Consider the following 16,269-nt stretch of genomic DNA (forward strand, 5'->3'; position numbering starts at 1 on the left):
TGTGAAGTGTTTACGAAAGGAGAAACTCCATGTCATCCAAACAACCTCTCGCCTTCCGGATGCGGCCTGCCTCCATCGAAGAGGTAGCTGGCCAGGATCATATTCTCGGGGAAGGAAAAATGATTGCCCGAATGGTGGAAACAAGAAAGCTTTCCTCTATGATTTTATATGGCCCGCCGGGTACAGGGAAAACTTCCATTGCCTCCGCTATCGCCGGAAGCACAGACATTGCCTTCAAAAAAATGAATGCCGTCATGAATAACAAAAAAGACATGGAGCTTGCTGTTCAGGAAGCTAAAATGTCCGACCAGCTGATTGTCATTATGGATGAAGTACACCGGCTCGATAAAACAAAACAGGATTTTTTGCTTCCCTACCTCGAAAGCGGCTTAATTATTATGATCGGCGCCACTACTGCTAACCCCTATCATGCGATTAATCCAGCTATACGAAGCCGGACGCATATATTTGAAGTGCTGCCTCTGTCCGTTCCCGAAATGAAGCAGTTGATCGAGCGCAGCCTCATTGACTCGCAGAATGGTATGGGAACGTACAAGACAGAAATCACTGAGGAAGCAAAAATGCACCTGGCAGAAGCAGGCGGAGGAGACGTACGCGCCGCTCTCAATGCGCTCGAGCTCGCCGTACTCAGCACCCAGCCCGATAGCAACGGAATCATCCATATTACTCAGGCAGTCGCCGAGGAATGCATTCAGCAGAAGCGGTTTACCCATGATAAAGACGGGGATCACCACTATGACGTCCTCTCCGCCTTCCAAAAATCCATTCGGGGCAGCGACCCTGATGGCGCCCTCCATTATTTGGCAAGGCTGATCGAAGCAGGGGATTTAACCAGTATCGGCCGCCGGCTGATTGTAACCGCCTATGAAGACATCGGTCTTGCCAACCCACAGGCCGGCCCGAGGGCCCTGGCTGCTGTCGAAGCCGCCGAACGGCTAGGTTTCCCAGAAGGGCGGATACCGCTTGCGGATGCCGTAGTGGAATTATGTCTTTCACCAAAATCAAACAGCGCTTATAAAGCCCTCGATGCTGCCCGCGAGGCGATGCTAAAAGCAGGCACGCCAGCCATTCCCCCTCATCTTCGGGATTCACATTACAAGGGCGCTGACGCTCTGGGACGTGGCAAAGGCTACGAATACCCTCACAATGATGAACGCGGCTGGGTGCCGCAGCAGTATCTCCCGGATAAATTAAAAAACGACCAGTATTATGAGCCGAAAGACAACAGCAAATTTGAGAAAGCCCTGGCTGACGTTTACCGCCAGATTAAGCCAGCAAGGAGGAAGCCATAAGCTGTTTTAATGCCGCCAGCGCTTTTACAACCCATTACTGCACCTAAAAAAGACGCCCCATCCGAGGCGTCTTTAATTTACATTCTGGCTGTCATTGTCCATTGCTTCTCCGGCCAGCTGGGCCGGAAGCCTTAAATTAAAAGCTGTTCCGGCACCGGGAGCAGAATCCACCTCCAGCGTTCCTTTAAAATCTTCCACAAGTTGAAAGACTGTCATCATCCCAAGACCGGTCCCGTTTGATTTGGTTGTATAAAAAGGACTGCCGATTTTCTCCAGCTGTTCTTCACTCATGCCGCTGCCGGTATCTTTAATTTTTACCTCGAAATAAGGTTCTTTACCCCATTCCATAAAAGTCTCCACCCGCAGCACACCTCCATCCGGCATTGCTTCCAGGCCATTTTTAATCAGGTTGACAAACACTTGCGATAATTTCTTCCGGTCTCCGATTATTTCAGGAATATCATCAAAATTAGTATAAATAAACGTTTTGTTTTTTACCGCCTGCTGGCTGTACAGCTCCAGCAGCTCTTCAAGCAGGCTGTTTACCTGAATACTGTGTTCGTCGCCAGCGCGCGTTGGCCTGGCAAGGCCGAGCAAATCTTCGACGATGCTGTTCATGCGGTCAATTTCGCTTAGTACTAAATCATAATGCTGGATATCCTTTTCTTTATTTGCAGACTGGCGGAACAGCTGCACAAATCCTTTAATCGTCGTAAGCGGGTTTCTAATTTCATGAGCAAAGCCTGCTGACAGCTGGCCGACCATTTTTAGTTTTTCACTGCGGACAAGTTCATTTTCCATATCCTTCTTTTCTGTAATATCGTTAAATATAAGCACAATCCCCTCAGAGGATTCCCGGGCATCTACAGCTGGAAGAGGGGTCATATTTACTAAAAACGTCCGGTTTTTTCCACTGATCGGAACTACAATTTCTTTCATTTCAATCTGCATATCTTTCAGGTGGTTCTCTTCTATTTTCTCCGCAAATTCCCGAAAATCTTCAGACTTCTGCATCACCTCGCGGACAGAAGAACCAAGGGCTTCTCTCCTGTCCAGCCCAAACAGCTTTTCGCACATCGCGTTAAATGTAGTAATATTCATGAAATCCCTGGAGACAGCTATTACTCCATTATCAGTCGTTTCCAGAATCATGGTAGACTGGCGGTGCCCCCGCTCCCTCTCTTCAAGCTGCTCTGACATGTGGTTAAATGTATTAGTCAGCACATCCACCTCTTCGTAAGCATTGGCCTGCAGCGGGAATACCTTTTTACCAATCGCAAAACGGCTTGTCGCTTCCGCGAGGCGTTCCACAGGATGTACGATGTATTTGGACAGCTTAAAAACGGCAAATACCGTAATAATTAAAACAATGCTGAATACAAACAGATAACTGTAGATAAGCTGCCGGAGGTTTGCATAAAATCCGCTTTTGGGCACCGTATAGCCGACATACCATTCGTTTGCCAGACTGCCTACATTCTCTACAGGAGTGATCACAGAGACATCGTTTCCATGCTCAATCAGCTGATCTTCCTGCCCGGTGCTCAGCTCTTTAATAGAATTCTCTTCCATGCCCTGCTCATCGAGGAAGCTTTCTTCAAGCACATAGCCCGAATTAGGATAGGCAATGTATTCCCCTTCGTTATTAACTACAAAGGCCTGACCGGAGAAACGCTCGTGTTCTCCCATTTTATTCAAACGCTGCCAGAGCACTTCCCATAGCGCATTTTCATTGATGGAAGGAGAGATTACAGCGGTCACGCTGCCTGCATCGTTTTCTACCGGAGCTGCCAAGGGAATAATCGGCTGCTTTAAGATTGGGTCTATAAACGCTTCTTCAAGTGTGGGGTTCCCTGCTCTCGCTTTTTGGTACCATATGCGGTCAGAAACATTTTTCCCTATTACTTCGTCCCGGGTGGAGGTAACAATATCCCCATTTGTGTCTATGTAAACAATACCCATATATAAATTTTCTGCTTCCACCATTTGTTCGAGCTCATTACGTATACCGGACGGCGAGGCACTTTCATCCTGCAAAACAGGATTCATCGTCATCATATCCAGATCATTCATTCGTTCCGACAAAACGCTCTCCATCGTTAACGATAAATTATTGGCCAGTGAAAATAAAGAACCCTCAAGCTGGGATTCCATCTCTGAACGCTGGGATTCGAACAACACCACTCCAAAAATTAACAGCGGAAGCGCTGTTATGATTAAAGTGATTACTAAAAGTTTAGAGCGGAGCTTTCTCAATGTATGTTCACCTGCGTTTCTCTTACTGCCGTGAAAGCCTGCCCGTCCTGGCGGGTTTATGTAAAAAACCTCCGGTGCACTATTCACGCGCCGGAGGATGCATAACAATTTAAGTAAAACAGGAAGAGTCCCAATGTGCCGTCAAACGAACTTGTTTTTGAACCTGCTCATGGCAGGTGGGTGCCTTGCTTGTTCGTTCATACTTCCTCAAATATTAAGGCTTGTACTCCAGAACAAGACGTCAGGCTCCCAATGTGAAAGTGTTGGCTCAAAACGATCAGTGCTTCACGAACACCTCAGGACTCTTCACATTGTTTGATTATATATTAGCACTTTCGTATAATTCGGTCAAGAACGTTACTATATCATTCCAAGGTGCCCCGCCGCATCTTAAAAGGAGCAGACAATGTCAGAAACACTTGCCCGGCTTAATGCAACGTATACGGAACAAGTAATTGAAAATTTCCAGAAAAAGCGGATTCCTGTGGAAGTCCCTCTTTGTTTAAAAGAAGACCACATCGCTTACGGCCAGGAGATTTCTTATCCTCTTAAAGAAGTGCTCGACGTTTCCTACCGATATGAACCCGGGAAAATAGGCTTTCTTTATGTTCATACGATTCAGGGCATCCGCACTTTTCAGATCAATTCAGACCCCGGAGCTTTTGTCGAGCAGTTCCACCGCCTTGACCACCTATAGCTTTTAGTCGTCTTCGTCCTCTTCTTCAACTACATCAAGTTTGAGATGCAGCTCCTCGAGCTGTCGGCTACTCACTTTTCCTGGCGCCTGGGTTAATGGATCAGTGGCGCTGGCCGTTTTCGGGAAGGCAATCGTATCTCTCAGGTTATTTCTGCATGCAAGAATCATGACGATCCGGTCAAGGCCAAACGCTATGCCGCCGTGTGGTGGTGCACCGTAATCAAAGGCTTCCATAAGAAAATCGAACTGTTCTTTCGCTTCATCCTTATTAAATCCAAGAGCCGTAAACATTCTTTCCTGCAGCTCTTTTTCATAAATGCGCTGCGATCCCCCGCCAATTTCGTATCCATTCAAGACAAGGTCGTATGCCTCTGCCCGAATGTCTTCTGGTTTTGTCTCAAGCAGGTGGGCGTCGCCTTCCACCGGTCGTGTAAACGGATGGTGCATAGCTACATAGCGGTCTTCGTCCTTGTTGTATTCCATCAATGGAAACTCTGTGACCCACAGGAAATTAAACTTGCTGCGGTCGATCATATCCAGCTCTTTTCCAAATTTCAGGCGCAGAGCACCAAGGGAATCCCAGACCACCTGGTGGGTGTCTGCTCCAAAGAATAGAAGATCTTCTGCTTCCGCCCCCAGCGCTTCCCGAAGCGACGCTGTTTCCTCTTCGCTTAAAAACTTCGCGACTGGCCCTTTGAGCTCGTTTTCCTCTACCTTCAGCCAGGCAAGCCCTTTAGCCCCGTAAGCGGCCACAAACTCTGCCAGGTCATCAATTTCCTTCCGGGACATTTTATTGGCCACGCCTTTAACATTCAGCCCTTTTATAATGCCTCCCGAAGCCGCGGCATTTTTAAATACTTTAAAATCACTATCCTTTAAGATTTCAGTCAGCTCCACAAGCTCCATGCCAAACCTGGTTTCCGGCTTGTCAGAGCCGTAGCGGTTCATCGCTTCATAGTATGTCATACGCGGGAAGGGCGTTTCAATGTCTACTCCACGTGTTTCCTTTACCAGTCCGGCCATCATTGTTTCCATCATCGAAAAGAGATCCTCTGTATCCAGAAAAGCTGTCTCAATATCCACCTGGGTAAACTCCGGCTGCCGGTCGGCCCGCAAATCCTCATCACGGAAACAGCGCACAATCTGGTAATAACGTTCAAAACCTGAAACCATTAACAGCTGTTTAAACAATTGCGGAGACTGTGGCAGAGCATAAAACTCCCCGGGGTGAACCCGGCTTGGCACCAGGTAGTCTCTTGCCCCTTCAGGCGTGCTTTTGGTAAGCATCGGTGTCTCCATGTCGAAAAAGTCATGATCATCCAGAAAACGGCGGATAAACTTTGTCGTCTGGTGACGGAGCTTGAACGTTTCCTGCATGTCCGGGCGGCGGAGATCAAGGTAGCGGTAGCGGAGCCGGACGTCTTCAGAAACGTTAGTGTCTGCTTCGATCTGAAACGGCAGCGGCTTCGAGGCATTCATAATCGAAAGCTCATCAACACGCACTTCTACCTTCCCAGTCGGAATTTTTTCATTGTACGTTTCCTCGTCACGTTGAACGACAATTCCTTCTACGTCGAGCACATATTCGTTGCGGACCCTTTCCGCTGCGTTCAGTGCTTCCTTGGACTGTTCAGGGGTCGCTACTATCTGCACAATTCCTGAGCGGTCCCTGAGATCAATAAAAACGACCTGTCCCAAATCCCGGCGGGTCTGGGCCCATCCCTTCAATCGTACTTTTTCGCCTATCAGCGCTTCTTGAATGTCTCCGCAATAATGCGTCCGTCCTATCATTGTGCCTTCCTCCTTGTGCGTTTCTGCATAGTAGTAATAAAAGCAGACAGCGGCACTTCTTCCTGCGCGCCGGTCTCCATATTTTTAATGTTGACTGCTTCTGCTTCTAGTTCATCGTCGCCGATTACTACAGTGAATGTACTGTTTGTACGGTCTGCCGCTTTAAACTGGGCTTTTGTTTTCCGGTCCATATAATCCTTATCAGCTTTGATTCCTGCTGTCCGAAGCTCATGTACCAGGGATACAGAACGTTTTTTAGCTTCCTCTCCCAGGGCAACAATGTAGCAGTCCAGATTTTTTTCTGCAGGGAGCTCTACATTCTGTGTGTCGAGTGCCATCAGCAGCCGTTCAATGCTAAGGGCAAAACCAATGCCCGGCGTATCCGGCCCGCCAATATCCCCGATCAGCCCGTTGTAGCGACCGCCGCCCATTAGCGTTGTAATTGCTCCAAAACCTTCTCCCTCAATCATAATTTCGAAGGCTGTATGGGTGTAATAATCCAGTCCTCGTACAAGGTTTGCGTCCACCTCATAAGGAATGCCCATTTCATCAAGCATTGTTTTAACCTGGTCAAAATAGCTGCTTGATTCTTCATTCAAATGCTCAAGAATGGAAGGGGCGTCCACCATCAGTGGATGGTCTTTATCCTTTTTACAGTCCAGGATCCGGAGTGGGTTAGTGTGCAGGCGCTCCTGGCAATCACTGCAGAATTCCCCGATCCGTGGTTCAAAATGAGATACCAGTGCTTCCCGGTGAGCCTTCCGGCTTTCTTTATCCCCAAGGCTGTTCACCACCAACTTTAGGCCCTTAAGGTTCATTTCTTCATAAAACTGCATCGCAAGACCGATAACTTCTGCATCAATCGCAGGATCCGCGCTTCCGATTGCTTCTACACCGAACTGTACAAACTGCCGCATCCTTCCGGACTGCGGGCGCTCGTAGCGGAACATCGGCCCGGTGTAATATAACTTCACCGGCTGTCCGGCCCAGCCATACATTTTGTTCTCCACGTAAGAACGAACGATTGAAGCTGTGTTTTCAGGACGGAGTGTCAGCTGTCTTCCGCCTTTATCTTCGAACGTATACATTTCTTTTTGTACTATGTCCGTAGAATCCCCGACACCCCTCGCAAACAGCTCAGTTTGTTCAAAAATTGGAGTTCTTATTTCACTGTAGTTGAACCGGCTGCAGATATCGTCGATTCTTTGTTCAATAAACTGCCATTTTTCCGACTCACCCGGCAGTATATCCTGGGTTCCTCTTGGAATTCGATAAGCCATGCTCTTTCCTCCCTTTATCTTTTCAGTCTTTCCACATAAAAAACCGTCCCTCATGAATCATGAGGGACGGTTGATCCGCGTTGCCACCCTAATTGAAACGACACTCGTTTCCGCTTTATGCCTGTAACGAAGGCGCACGTTTATTCCTACCGGCTGCTCGGCAGCATTCGAAATAAAACCTACAAAGTGTCTTTCAACAGGGGAGAAAGAGAGGGGCTTCCAGCCTCAGGCCCTTCTTCTCTGGCAGTCTGCCGCGCTGTTTACTTTCTTTATCATCGGCTTTTGCTGTTCTTCTGTAAAACAATCTTACGAATCTTCCCGGGGATTGTCAACCATTTCCCTGGCTTTTCGGAGAATCCAGTATGAGCGTCACCGGGCCATCATTCGTAAGAGATATATCCATGTCCGCGCCAAACACGCCTGTTTCCACGTGCACATTCTGTTCTGCGAGAAGTTTGTTAAACCGACGGTAATACACTTTAGCCTGCTCCGGCGCGGCCGCTTCCATAAAATTGGGCCGGCGCCCTTTCTGCGTATTGCCGTACAGCGTAAACTGGGGAATGGATAGTACAAGGCCTCCCTCATCGAGTACAGAACGGTTCATTTTCCCCGCTTCGTCCTCAAACACGCGGAGATTACTCACCTTCTCTGCCATCCACTCAAGCTCCTTCTCTGTATCCTCGCCGTGGATGCCTACAAAAAGCACCAGGCCTGCAGATATTTCTCCAGTCACTTTTCCGTCGACGCGGCACGCCGCCTCTTTGCTTCGCTGCAGTACTACCCTCACGTTGAACGACCCTTTCTCTCCCGCAAACGTTAATGCATCACCCGGCGTACAGAATAAATATCGGGGAGCCCCTTAATTTTATCCACGACCCGGCGCAAGTGATCGGTGTTGCTGATATTTACTGTTACGTGAATAATAGCCATTTTGTTTTTATCTGCTTTGCCGCTGACGGCGCTCATGTTAGTTTTCGTTTCCGTGACCGCCTGCAGAACAGCATTTAACAGCCCCCGCCGGTCATAGCCGGTCACTTCGATATCTACATTGTAGTTTTTCGATTTCTCTGCCGCGCCTTCCCATTCCACAGACAATAGACGCGGTTCCGAATCTTCATTTTTAATATTGGGGCAGTCGCTCCGGTGTACAGAGACGCCCCGGCCTTTCGTAATAAAGCCTACGATTTCATCGCCCGGCACCGGGTTACAGCATCGCGACAGGCGCACTAGAAGATTATCGACGCCTTTTACTCTTACTCCGGCGCCGGTTTTTCTCGTCGGCGTTGCCGGCTGTACGTCTTTGACGGCTTCAGCTACCGATTTTTGCTCGGCGGCCTGCTCCCGCTCTTGACGGGCCCGATCGGTCAGCCTGGTGACAATTTGCTTTGGGCTGACACCATTATACCCTACTGCCGCAAACATGTCTTCGTCATTGGAAAAGCTGAATTTGTCGGCCGTTTCCTGCCGGTTTTCTTCGTTCAATATATCTTTGGGTTCATAGTTTTGAGCCCGCAGTTCGCGCTCCACCATTTCCCGGCCTTTTTGAATGTTTTCTTCGCGCCGTTCTTTTTTGAAAAACTGCTTAATTTTATTTTTGGCATGAGAGCTTTTGGTCAGCTTCAGCCAGTCCTGGCTTGGACCATAGGAATGCTTGGATGTAAGCATCTCTACAATATCGCCGGTCGTCAATTCGTGATCAAGCGGAACCATTTTTCCATTTACCTTTGCCCCGATTGACCGATTGCCGATTTCCGTATGAATCCGGTAGGCAAAGTCAATAGGGACCGAGCCCCTCGGCAGTTCAATGACGTCTCCCTTCGGCGTAAATACAAATACCATGTCGGAAAACAAATCAATCTTAAGCGACTCCATGAACTCCTGGGCGTCCGGTGTATCATCCTGCCATTCCAGAATTTCACGAAACCAGGTGAGCTTGTCTTCAAGCGACTTTTTGTTCTGGGCGTCTTTACCTTCTTTATACGCCCAGTGTGCTGCTACACCAAATTCAGCGATACGATGCATTTCCCTGGAGCGGATCTGCACCTCAAGAGGTTCGCCGTTCGGCCCGATGACGGTCGTGTGAAGAGACTGATACATATTTGCCTTCGGCATGGCAATATAGTCTTTGAACCGTCCCGGCATCGGCTTCCAACAGGTATGGATAATCCCAAGCACAGCATAGCAGTCTTTAATACTGTCAACGATAATACGTACAGCCAGCAGATCATAAATTTCATTAAACTGCTTTTTATCTTTCACCATTTTTCGGTAAATGCTGTAGATGTGCTTTGGCCGCCCATACATTTCGGCATTTATTCTTAAATCGTTTACGTTTTCCTGAATGTTATCAATTACCTGATCAATGTATTCTTCCCGTTCGGCGCGCTTTTGTTTCATTAAATTCACGATCCGGTAATACTGCTGGGGCTCGAGGTAGCGTAGAGCCGTATCCTCCAGCTCCCATTTTATGGTGGAAATACCTAGCCGATGAGCAAGTGGAGCAAAAATTTCCAGCGTTTCATTCGAAATGCGGCGCTGTTTTTCCGGTGGAAGGTGCTTCAGTGTCCGCATGTTATGCAGGCGGTCTGCAAGCTTAATAAGAATCACCCGGATATCTTTGGCCATTGCTACTACCATTTTACGGTGGTTTTCTGCCTGCTGCTGTTCCTTCGATTTGTATTTAATTTTTTTCAGCTTCGTGACGCCATCTACGAGCATGGCAACTTCACTGTTAAATTCCCGTTCGAGGTCTTCGACGGTCACTTCTGTATCTTCAACCACATCATGCATAAAAGCAGCCGCGATCGTATCAGGATCCAACTGCAGTTCTATTAAAATACCAGCTACCTGAATAGGGTGCAGGATATAAGGCTCGCCTGACTTCCGGTACTGTTCCTGATGGGCTTTTTCTGCATAATGATAAGCTTTATCCAAAAAAGCGACATTCGCTTCGGATAAATAAACGCCCGCTTTTTCCATTACTTCATCAATCGTCATGGAATCACCCTTACTCACCTTTCCACCTTATAATAAATACACGTTTCATGTACCGGACATAAATATCTGAATATGAAGAAATATAACGCTAATTGGCTCTAATTTCAAGCCTCAAGCTTTTTTCTGTGCCAAATCCTCTATGTATAATAATAACCCCCGAACCACTGATTGGCCGGGGGGGCTTAAAACAGGATTATTATTAGTCAAAAGTTACTAACGAATAAATACTATAATCATTTAAATCTTTGTTATTTCTTGCATCCAAATAGGAGAGCTCAATGAAAAAAGCGAGGCCTGCTACGACTCCTCCCAGCTTTTCCACCAATTGCACAGTAGCTCTCACAGTGCCGCCAGTAGCAAGCAGATCATCAGTAATGAGCACCCGCTGGCCAGGCTTAATAGCGTCTGTATGAATCGACAGACTCGCTTCTCCGTATTCGAGACCGTAATCTTCCGTAATGGTTTCCCGCGGCAGTTTTCCTTCTTTGCGTATTGGAACAAATGCTTTCTCCATTGCATATGCCACTGGGCAGCCGACAACGAACCCCCGGGCTTCCGGTCCGACAATTACATCGACATCATGTTTTCCGGCAAACTCCACCATGTTGTCAATCGCCTCCCGGTATACAGGCCCGTTCTGCATCATGGTTGTAATATCTTTAAATCGAATGCCTTCTTCCGGAAAATCTTCGATCACTGTTATGTAATCTTTAAAGTCCATGGTTTACCTTCTTCCTTACATCTAATATAGTTTCGTCCTTCTCCGGCAGCCAGGAAAGAATCCGTTTTTTTAATTGCGGGAACGGAGTGAACATTAATTCCTGTTCAACATTTCTTGCCTCCATCTTTTCCTGGTAGGAAAGGGAATCGGTTAAATCCTTTTTCGCAGGCTTCTCTTCTGCCGAGACAACTGCATCTTTCATTCTAACAAAACCTAATTCAAAAAACACTTGGCTCATAAAAAACAGATCTTCTGTTTTCCACTGCTTGTGCTCTGCCAGTTGCCTTCCCTGATTGTTCAGATCAAATGAACCACGCTTTTTCAGAAAAGCATAATACCATTTGAACTGTTCTCTTGAAGGCATCGAATGAAAGTAGGCCTTTTCTCTGCCCAGTAAATAAACATAAATATTTGCTGCCTTAGGAAAGAAAGCAAGCGCCTGCTTAAGCTCATTGAGAGAAGCTGGCATGTCCGCTATCACTACAGTGACCGCGCTATGCGCTTCCCCTTCCGTATCAGCGCCGTTAAGAATAGCAGCTTCTCCTGCGGATTTTGCCAGAGTCTGCCTCTGCTCCTCTGTAAAAGCAATAACCGCCGTATCTTTATTATCCGGAAACGAAATCTTTTTTTCCTTTCTGCGGTCAAATACCTGAATCTGCTCCACCTTCGCATCTCTCAAAAATAATTGAGGTTTCCGAAAGCCGTTCCATTCATTGATACTCAGTTCCCCCACGACAGAAACCTCTTCGTTTTCTGCCAGATTTTCTGATAAATAGCCGAGATGAAACCCAACACAATCAAGTTTTTTCCCACCGGCTGCAAGCGCCATTTTTAAATGATTCTTCGAGGCTCCTATCGTTTTCACTGACTCGAGAAGCGTTTTTTCAATCCGGAAAACTGGCTTTGGATTACCAACGCCAAATGGCGCAAGACTCCGCAAATCTTCAACCGCATCAATTGTAATATCACTTACCGAAACGTGCACGTCAATATTCGTCGCCGGGACCAGCAGCTCACGACTCAGTGTTTCTTCTACCTGGGAGGCCATACGGGCTCTCAGGGCGTTGATATTAGCCGGGTCCAGAGACATCCCTGCAGCCATAGGGTGGCCTCCGAATTTTTGGAGCAGGTCACGGTTTTTAGAAAGCTCCTGAAACATATCGAAGCCTTCGATGCTTCTTGCCGACCCCTTGGCTTCCCCGGTTGCCGTGTCAATACTTATGACAATTACCGGGCGGTAATACCGTTCCACCAGGCGGCTCGCCACAATGCCAATCACTCCGGCATTCCATCCTTCTCCGGCTGCTATAATGAATGGATTTTCTTCTACCGGATAGTTTGATTCTACTTCCTCTACCGCTTCCTTAGTTATGCTTTCAACAAGCGATTTGCGTTCATTGTTCAAGTCATCGATCATTTCTGCCCACGACTCTGCCTCGTCGAGCGTACCTGCGGTCAGCAGATGAACAGCAGGGTCCGCTTCTTCCATGCGCCCTGCCGCGTTTAAACGCGGCCCCATCGCAAAGCCGACGTGGTCTTCTTCAAGCTGCTCCCCTTCAATACTGCATATTCGCTTTAACGCCTGAATACCGGGAAGTTTACTGTTTGTTAAAAGCTTCAGCCCATGCTGCACGAAAAGACGGTTTTCTTCCACGAGCGGCACAAGATCGCTGATGGTGCCAAGTGTGACAATATCGAGCCAGTGCACAGGCTCCTCGGGAAGAAGGGCATGGGCCAGTTTATAAGCGACGCCAACTCCGGCCAGTTCTTTAAACGGGTAGCCGCAGCCTGGCTTTTTCGGATTGATAATCGCGTATGCGGGCGGAAGCTCCGGCGGAGGTTCATGGTGGTCAGTAATAATAACATCCATGCCTAAATCGTTGGCAGTCTGGATTTCTTTAACAGCTGCAATACCTGTATCTACGGTGATGATGAGAGACGCCCCTTCATCGTGGGCAGATTGAAAAGCGGGAACGTTCGGCCCGTACCCTTCCGTAAACCGGTTCGGGATATACCAGCCAAACGAAGCTCCCAATTCGGATAACAGCCGGATCATGATTGTAGTACTGGATACTCCGTCTGCGTCATAGTCGCCAAAGACAAGAATTCGTTCTTTATTTTCCACCGCCTGCTGAATACGGCGGACAGCATTTTCCATTCCATCAAGCAAATACGGGTTATGTACAATAGACCAGTCATTCTGGATCATCTGCCGCACTTTCTCTGCTGATTCAAATCCTCTTGCAGCAAGCAGCCTGGCAGATAGAACACTTACATTCAGTTCCTTTTTGAGCTGTTCTGCAAGATGTTCGTCTACTTCGGGCTGGTGCCACCTTGTTCGTGACTGCAGCATAATTCTCTTCCTCTTTTCCTGCTTTAACGTTTCAAACGATCATTCTCTGCACTCACTATTGTACCGAAAATACTTACGGGATAAAAGCCATTTTATCTGCTCCATGACTTATTAAAAAAGCTTCTTCTCCCGTGCACGGGAAAAGAAGCAAAAAATTATTTCACTTACGATGAACGGCTGGATTTTCCTTTATTGTCATCTTCATGTGCCGTCCCGGCTGTTCTTGAACCGACAGAAGCACTATTGTCGTTCGTAGCTTTCCGCAGGCGCCGTACTTCTGCTTTCAGCTTATAAATACGGAACATACTGAGAAATCCTGCCACCATTGCCCCAAGTAATACAGAAACCAAAATCACAATAATCAGCGGCCATTCACCTGTTCCAAACAACAAATTCACTTCTACACTATTTACATTAATCACGGCAAAAACAGCGATAATAAGTGCTAGAATAAGTCCCATGATTAAACCTGTTTGTGCTTTCATTTTTTCACTCCTTTCACAATCTGTTTTCTCCTTTATTATACCCGTATAATTGCAACAATAACCATAAAAAGCCTCCCTTTCATAAGGGAAGCTTTCCTGTTAAGATTCTGGTTCTTCTGTCGGAGCCTTTTCCCGCTCACGTTTGATTTTTTTCCAGTTCCAGACCACCCACAGTTGGGCAGCCAAGAATATGGAGGAATACGTTCCGGCAACCAGGCCGATCAGGAGGGCCAGAGAAAACGAACGTATACCTTCACCGCCAAAGATAAACAGCGCTGCGGCTGCGAACACCACTGTTAAGACAGTATTGATGGAACGCACCAGCGTCTGGTTCAGGCTTACATCCACCACTTCTGCAAGATCTTCAAACGATTCGATTTCTTCTGTCGGCGGCATGTTCTCCCGGATCCGGTCAAACGTTACAATCGTATCGTTAATGGAATACCCTACGATCGTGAGTACTGCTGCAATAAACGGCACATTCACTTCCACCTGGAGCAGGCTGAAAAAGCCAATGATGAAGAACGCATCGTGAAGCAAAGCAGCGATCGAAGCGATGCCGTATAATAACTGAAACCGGATAGTAATATAGATCACCAGACCGAGCGAAGCAATCAGCACAGATATGAACGCATTCTGCGCAAGCTCCTGGCCTACTTGGGGGGAGACGGTGCTTGTATTTGGAATGCTTCCGTATTCATCTTCAAAATACGTCTGCAGTGCTGCAATCTCTTCCTGGGAAAGCTCCCCGATAAAACGGGCGGAAGCAATTGTATTATTTTCTCCGCCAAGGGTGATATCGTCCGGTTCCAAATTTGCTTCCACCGCTTCAAAATCCGAGCGCACCTGTTCTTCGGTTAACGGCTCCTGTGCTGAAATTTCTACTCTGGACCCGCTTTGAAAGTCGATACCCAGATTCAATCCGATTGTAGATAACAAAATACCCCCGGCAAGAATATATGCAAGTGTAATCAGAAAAAAGACGTTCCGGAATTTGACAAAAGGAATCACCCGTTTTAAGACCTTCCTGCTGTTATTAAGGTTCATGGATGTCACGCTCCTTTACGCCAAACACTTTCGGTTTTTTATTAAAAATCCGGCTGTTCACCCACAGGCCGAGCAGCAGCCTCGTACCGAGCACCGCCGTAATAAAGCTTACCAGAATGCTCACAATCAGCATTAGGGCAAAGCCCTGCACCGAGCTTGTGCCGAAGTAGAAAAGCACACCGGCGGCAATCAGAGTGGTGACGTTTGCGTCGATAATCGTACCAAGAGACCGCCTGGCTCCTGAACGATATGCAGATAAGATAGACCTGCCGTACTTGATTTCTTCTTTAATCCGTTCATATGTGATAATGTTCGCGTCTACAGCCATACCGACCCCGAGAACAAGAGCCGCTATACCCGGAAGCGTCAGCACGCCCTGGATAAAGTTAAATGCGGCCAGAACGAAATAAATGTAGGTGGTGAGTGTTAACACAGCGATAAAGCCGGTGAAACGATAATACACGAGCATGAATAAGAAAATAAGCCCAACGCCGATAAACGTCGCAAAAATGGTTTTATCCATCGCCTGTTCACCCAAGGAAGCACCCACCGAGTTCGAATATACTTCTTCGAGGTTTACAGGAAGCGAGCCTGAATTCAAAATGTCCGCAAGATTTTCTGCCTCTTCTACGCTAAAGTCCCCTTCAATCTGAATATCCTGGGTATACAGCGGTTCATTTACTGCGGGGGCAGAAATAAATTTTGGATCTTCCTTCGTTGCTTCTTCTTCATAGGAATCTCCCTCTTCATAATCAAGCCAGATCACCAGCCTATTATTTGGAGGGGAATACTCGTTAATGATATTTTCTGTTACTTCGCCAAACTGATCCCCATCTTTTAAAGAAACGGTGACAATAGGGTTATTTGCGTCGCCGAAGTTTACCGAAGCACTGTTTTCCCGAATATCATTTCCGGACAGCCGCTCGTTATCGTCCACGTCCCTAATGCTCAGGTCGGCTTCTGTGGAAAGCAGCTCCCGTGCAGCCTGCTGGTCTTCGACCCCTGCGAGCTGAACGCGTATACGGTTATCCCCTTCAATAGTTATATTCGGCTCAGATACACCTAAAATGTTCACCCGCTGCGTCAACGCAGCAACCGTATTCTGAAGAGTTTCATCTGTGATTTCCTGTCCTTCTTCCTGCGGCTCCACTTCATAGAGCACTTCAAATCCACCTTGAAGATCAAGTCCGAGTTCAATACCGTTCACAATTTTTTCCGTGGTCGGTATCATTAACGCCGCCAGCGCAAAAATAATTAAAAAGAAATAAACTATCCGCGATTTCTTTACCATTACAGGTTCATCCTTCCGTGCTTCAATCCGCCGTTGTC

Annotated in this window: 12 protein-coding genes, 1 other RNA gene and 1 other annotated feature; of the genes, 2 read left to right on the forward strand and 11 right to left on the reverse strand. The window is 47.3% G+C overall.

Annotated features, from left to right (window positions below; all coding sequences use genetic code 11):
* Positions 1-29 precede the first annotated feature (29 nt).
* Complete coding sequence (locus ACTTK6_RS04440) at positions 30-1,313, forward strand: replication-associated recombination protein A (RefSeq protein ID WP_079476900.1); 1,284 nt, start codon at positions 30-32, stop codon at positions 1,311-1,313.
* A gap of 72 nt (positions 1,314-1,385) precedes the next feature.
* Here the strand turns inward: ACTTK6_RS04440 and ACTTK6_RS04445 are convergent, their stop codons facing one another.
* The gene (locus tag ACTTK6_RS04445) at positions 1,386-3,569 is read right to left on the reverse strand and encodes an ATP-binding protein (protein ID WP_079476901.1); all 2,184 of its coding nucleotides are present in this window, start codon (positions 3,567-3,569) and stop codon (positions 1,386-1,388) included.
* 123 nt (positions 3,570-3,692) lie between these two features.
* A non-coding RNA gene (gene ssrS / locus ACTTK6_RS04450) (6S RNA) lies at positions 3,693-3,875 on the reverse strand.
* Positions 3,876-3,975: 100 nt separating this feature from the next.
* Between ssrS and ACTTK6_RS04455 the strand changes: the two genes are divergently transcribed.
* A complete protein-coding gene (locus tag ACTTK6_RS04455) occupies positions 3,976-4,266 on the forward strand; it encodes a hypothetical protein (RefSeq protein ID WP_079476902.1) in 291 nt (96 codons plus the stop codon).
* Between the two features lie 3 nt (positions 4,267-4,269).
* Here ACTTK6_RS04455 and aspS read toward each other — a convergent pair whose 3' ends face one another.
* From aspS to secD, 9 genes are all read right to left on the reverse strand, one after another.
* Positions 4,270-6,057 (reverse strand): aspartate--tRNA ligase, encoded by a 1,788-nt coding sequence (gene aspS / locus ACTTK6_RS04460; RefSeq protein WP_462832791.1) that lies wholly within the window; start codon positions 6,055-6,057, stop codon positions 4,270-4,272.
* Positions 6,054-7,337, reverse strand: coding sequence for a histidine--tRNA ligase (hisS, locus tag ACTTK6_RS04465; protein ID WP_462832792.1), 1,284 nt, complete (start codon positions 7,335-7,337; stop codon positions 6,054-6,056). The genes aspS and hisS overlap by 4 nt, the downstream gene beginning before the upstream one ends.
* A 59-nt stretch (positions 7,338-7,396) precedes the next feature.
* Positions 7,397-7,622, reverse strand: a binding site (T-box leader).
* Between the two features lie 43 nt (positions 7,623-7,665).
* Positions 7,666-8,124 carry a D-aminoacyl-tRNA deacylase gene (dtd, locus tag ACTTK6_RS04470; RefSeq protein ID WP_462832794.1) on the reverse strand — a complete coding sequence of 153 codons (459 nt, stop codon included), beginning with the start codon at positions 8,122-8,124 and terminating at the stop codon, positions 7,666-7,668.
* Between the two features lie 29 nt (positions 8,125-8,153).
* Complete coding sequence (locus ACTTK6_RS04475; RefSeq protein ID WP_079476906.1) at positions 8,154-10,334, reverse strand: RelA/SpoT family protein; 2,181 nt, start codon at positions 10,332-10,334, stop codon at positions 8,154-8,156.
* A 199-nt stretch (positions 10,335-10,533) separates the two neighbouring features.
* Positions 10,534-11,055, reverse strand: a complete 522-nt coding sequence (locus ACTTK6_RS04480; protein ID WP_079476907.1) for an adenine phosphoribosyltransferase — start codon at positions 11,053-11,055, stop codon at positions 10,534-10,536.
* Positions 11,045-13,408 carry a single-stranded-DNA-specific exonuclease RecJ gene (recJ, locus tag ACTTK6_RS04485; RefSeq protein ID WP_462832795.1) on the reverse strand — a complete coding sequence of 788 codons (2,364 nt, stop codon included), beginning with the start codon at positions 13,406-13,408 and terminating at the stop codon, positions 11,045-11,047. Before recJ ends, ACTTK6_RS04480 begins: the two co-directional genes overlap by 11 nt.
* Positions 13,409-13,572: 164 nt before the next feature.
* Positions 13,573-13,893, reverse strand: coding sequence for a LapA family protein (locus ACTTK6_RS04490; RefSeq protein ID WP_079476909.1), 321 nt, complete (start codon positions 13,891-13,893; stop codon positions 13,573-13,575).
* 99 nt (positions 13,894-13,992) lie between these two features.
* A complete protein-coding gene (gene secF / locus ACTTK6_RS04495) occupies positions 13,993-14,940 on the reverse strand; it encodes a protein translocase subunit SecF (RefSeq protein WP_462832796.1) in 948 nt (315 codons plus the stop codon).
* Positions 14,930-16,231 (reverse strand): protein translocase subunit SecD, encoded by a 1,302-nt coding sequence (gene secD / locus ACTTK6_RS04500; protein ID WP_179124140.1) that lies wholly within the window; start codon positions 16,229-16,231, stop codon positions 14,930-14,932. Before secD ends, secF begins: the two co-directional genes overlap by 11 nt.
* Positions 16,232-16,269: the final 38 nt, after the last annotated feature.

The sequence above is a fragment of the Marinococcus salis genome (assembly GCF_054971365.1).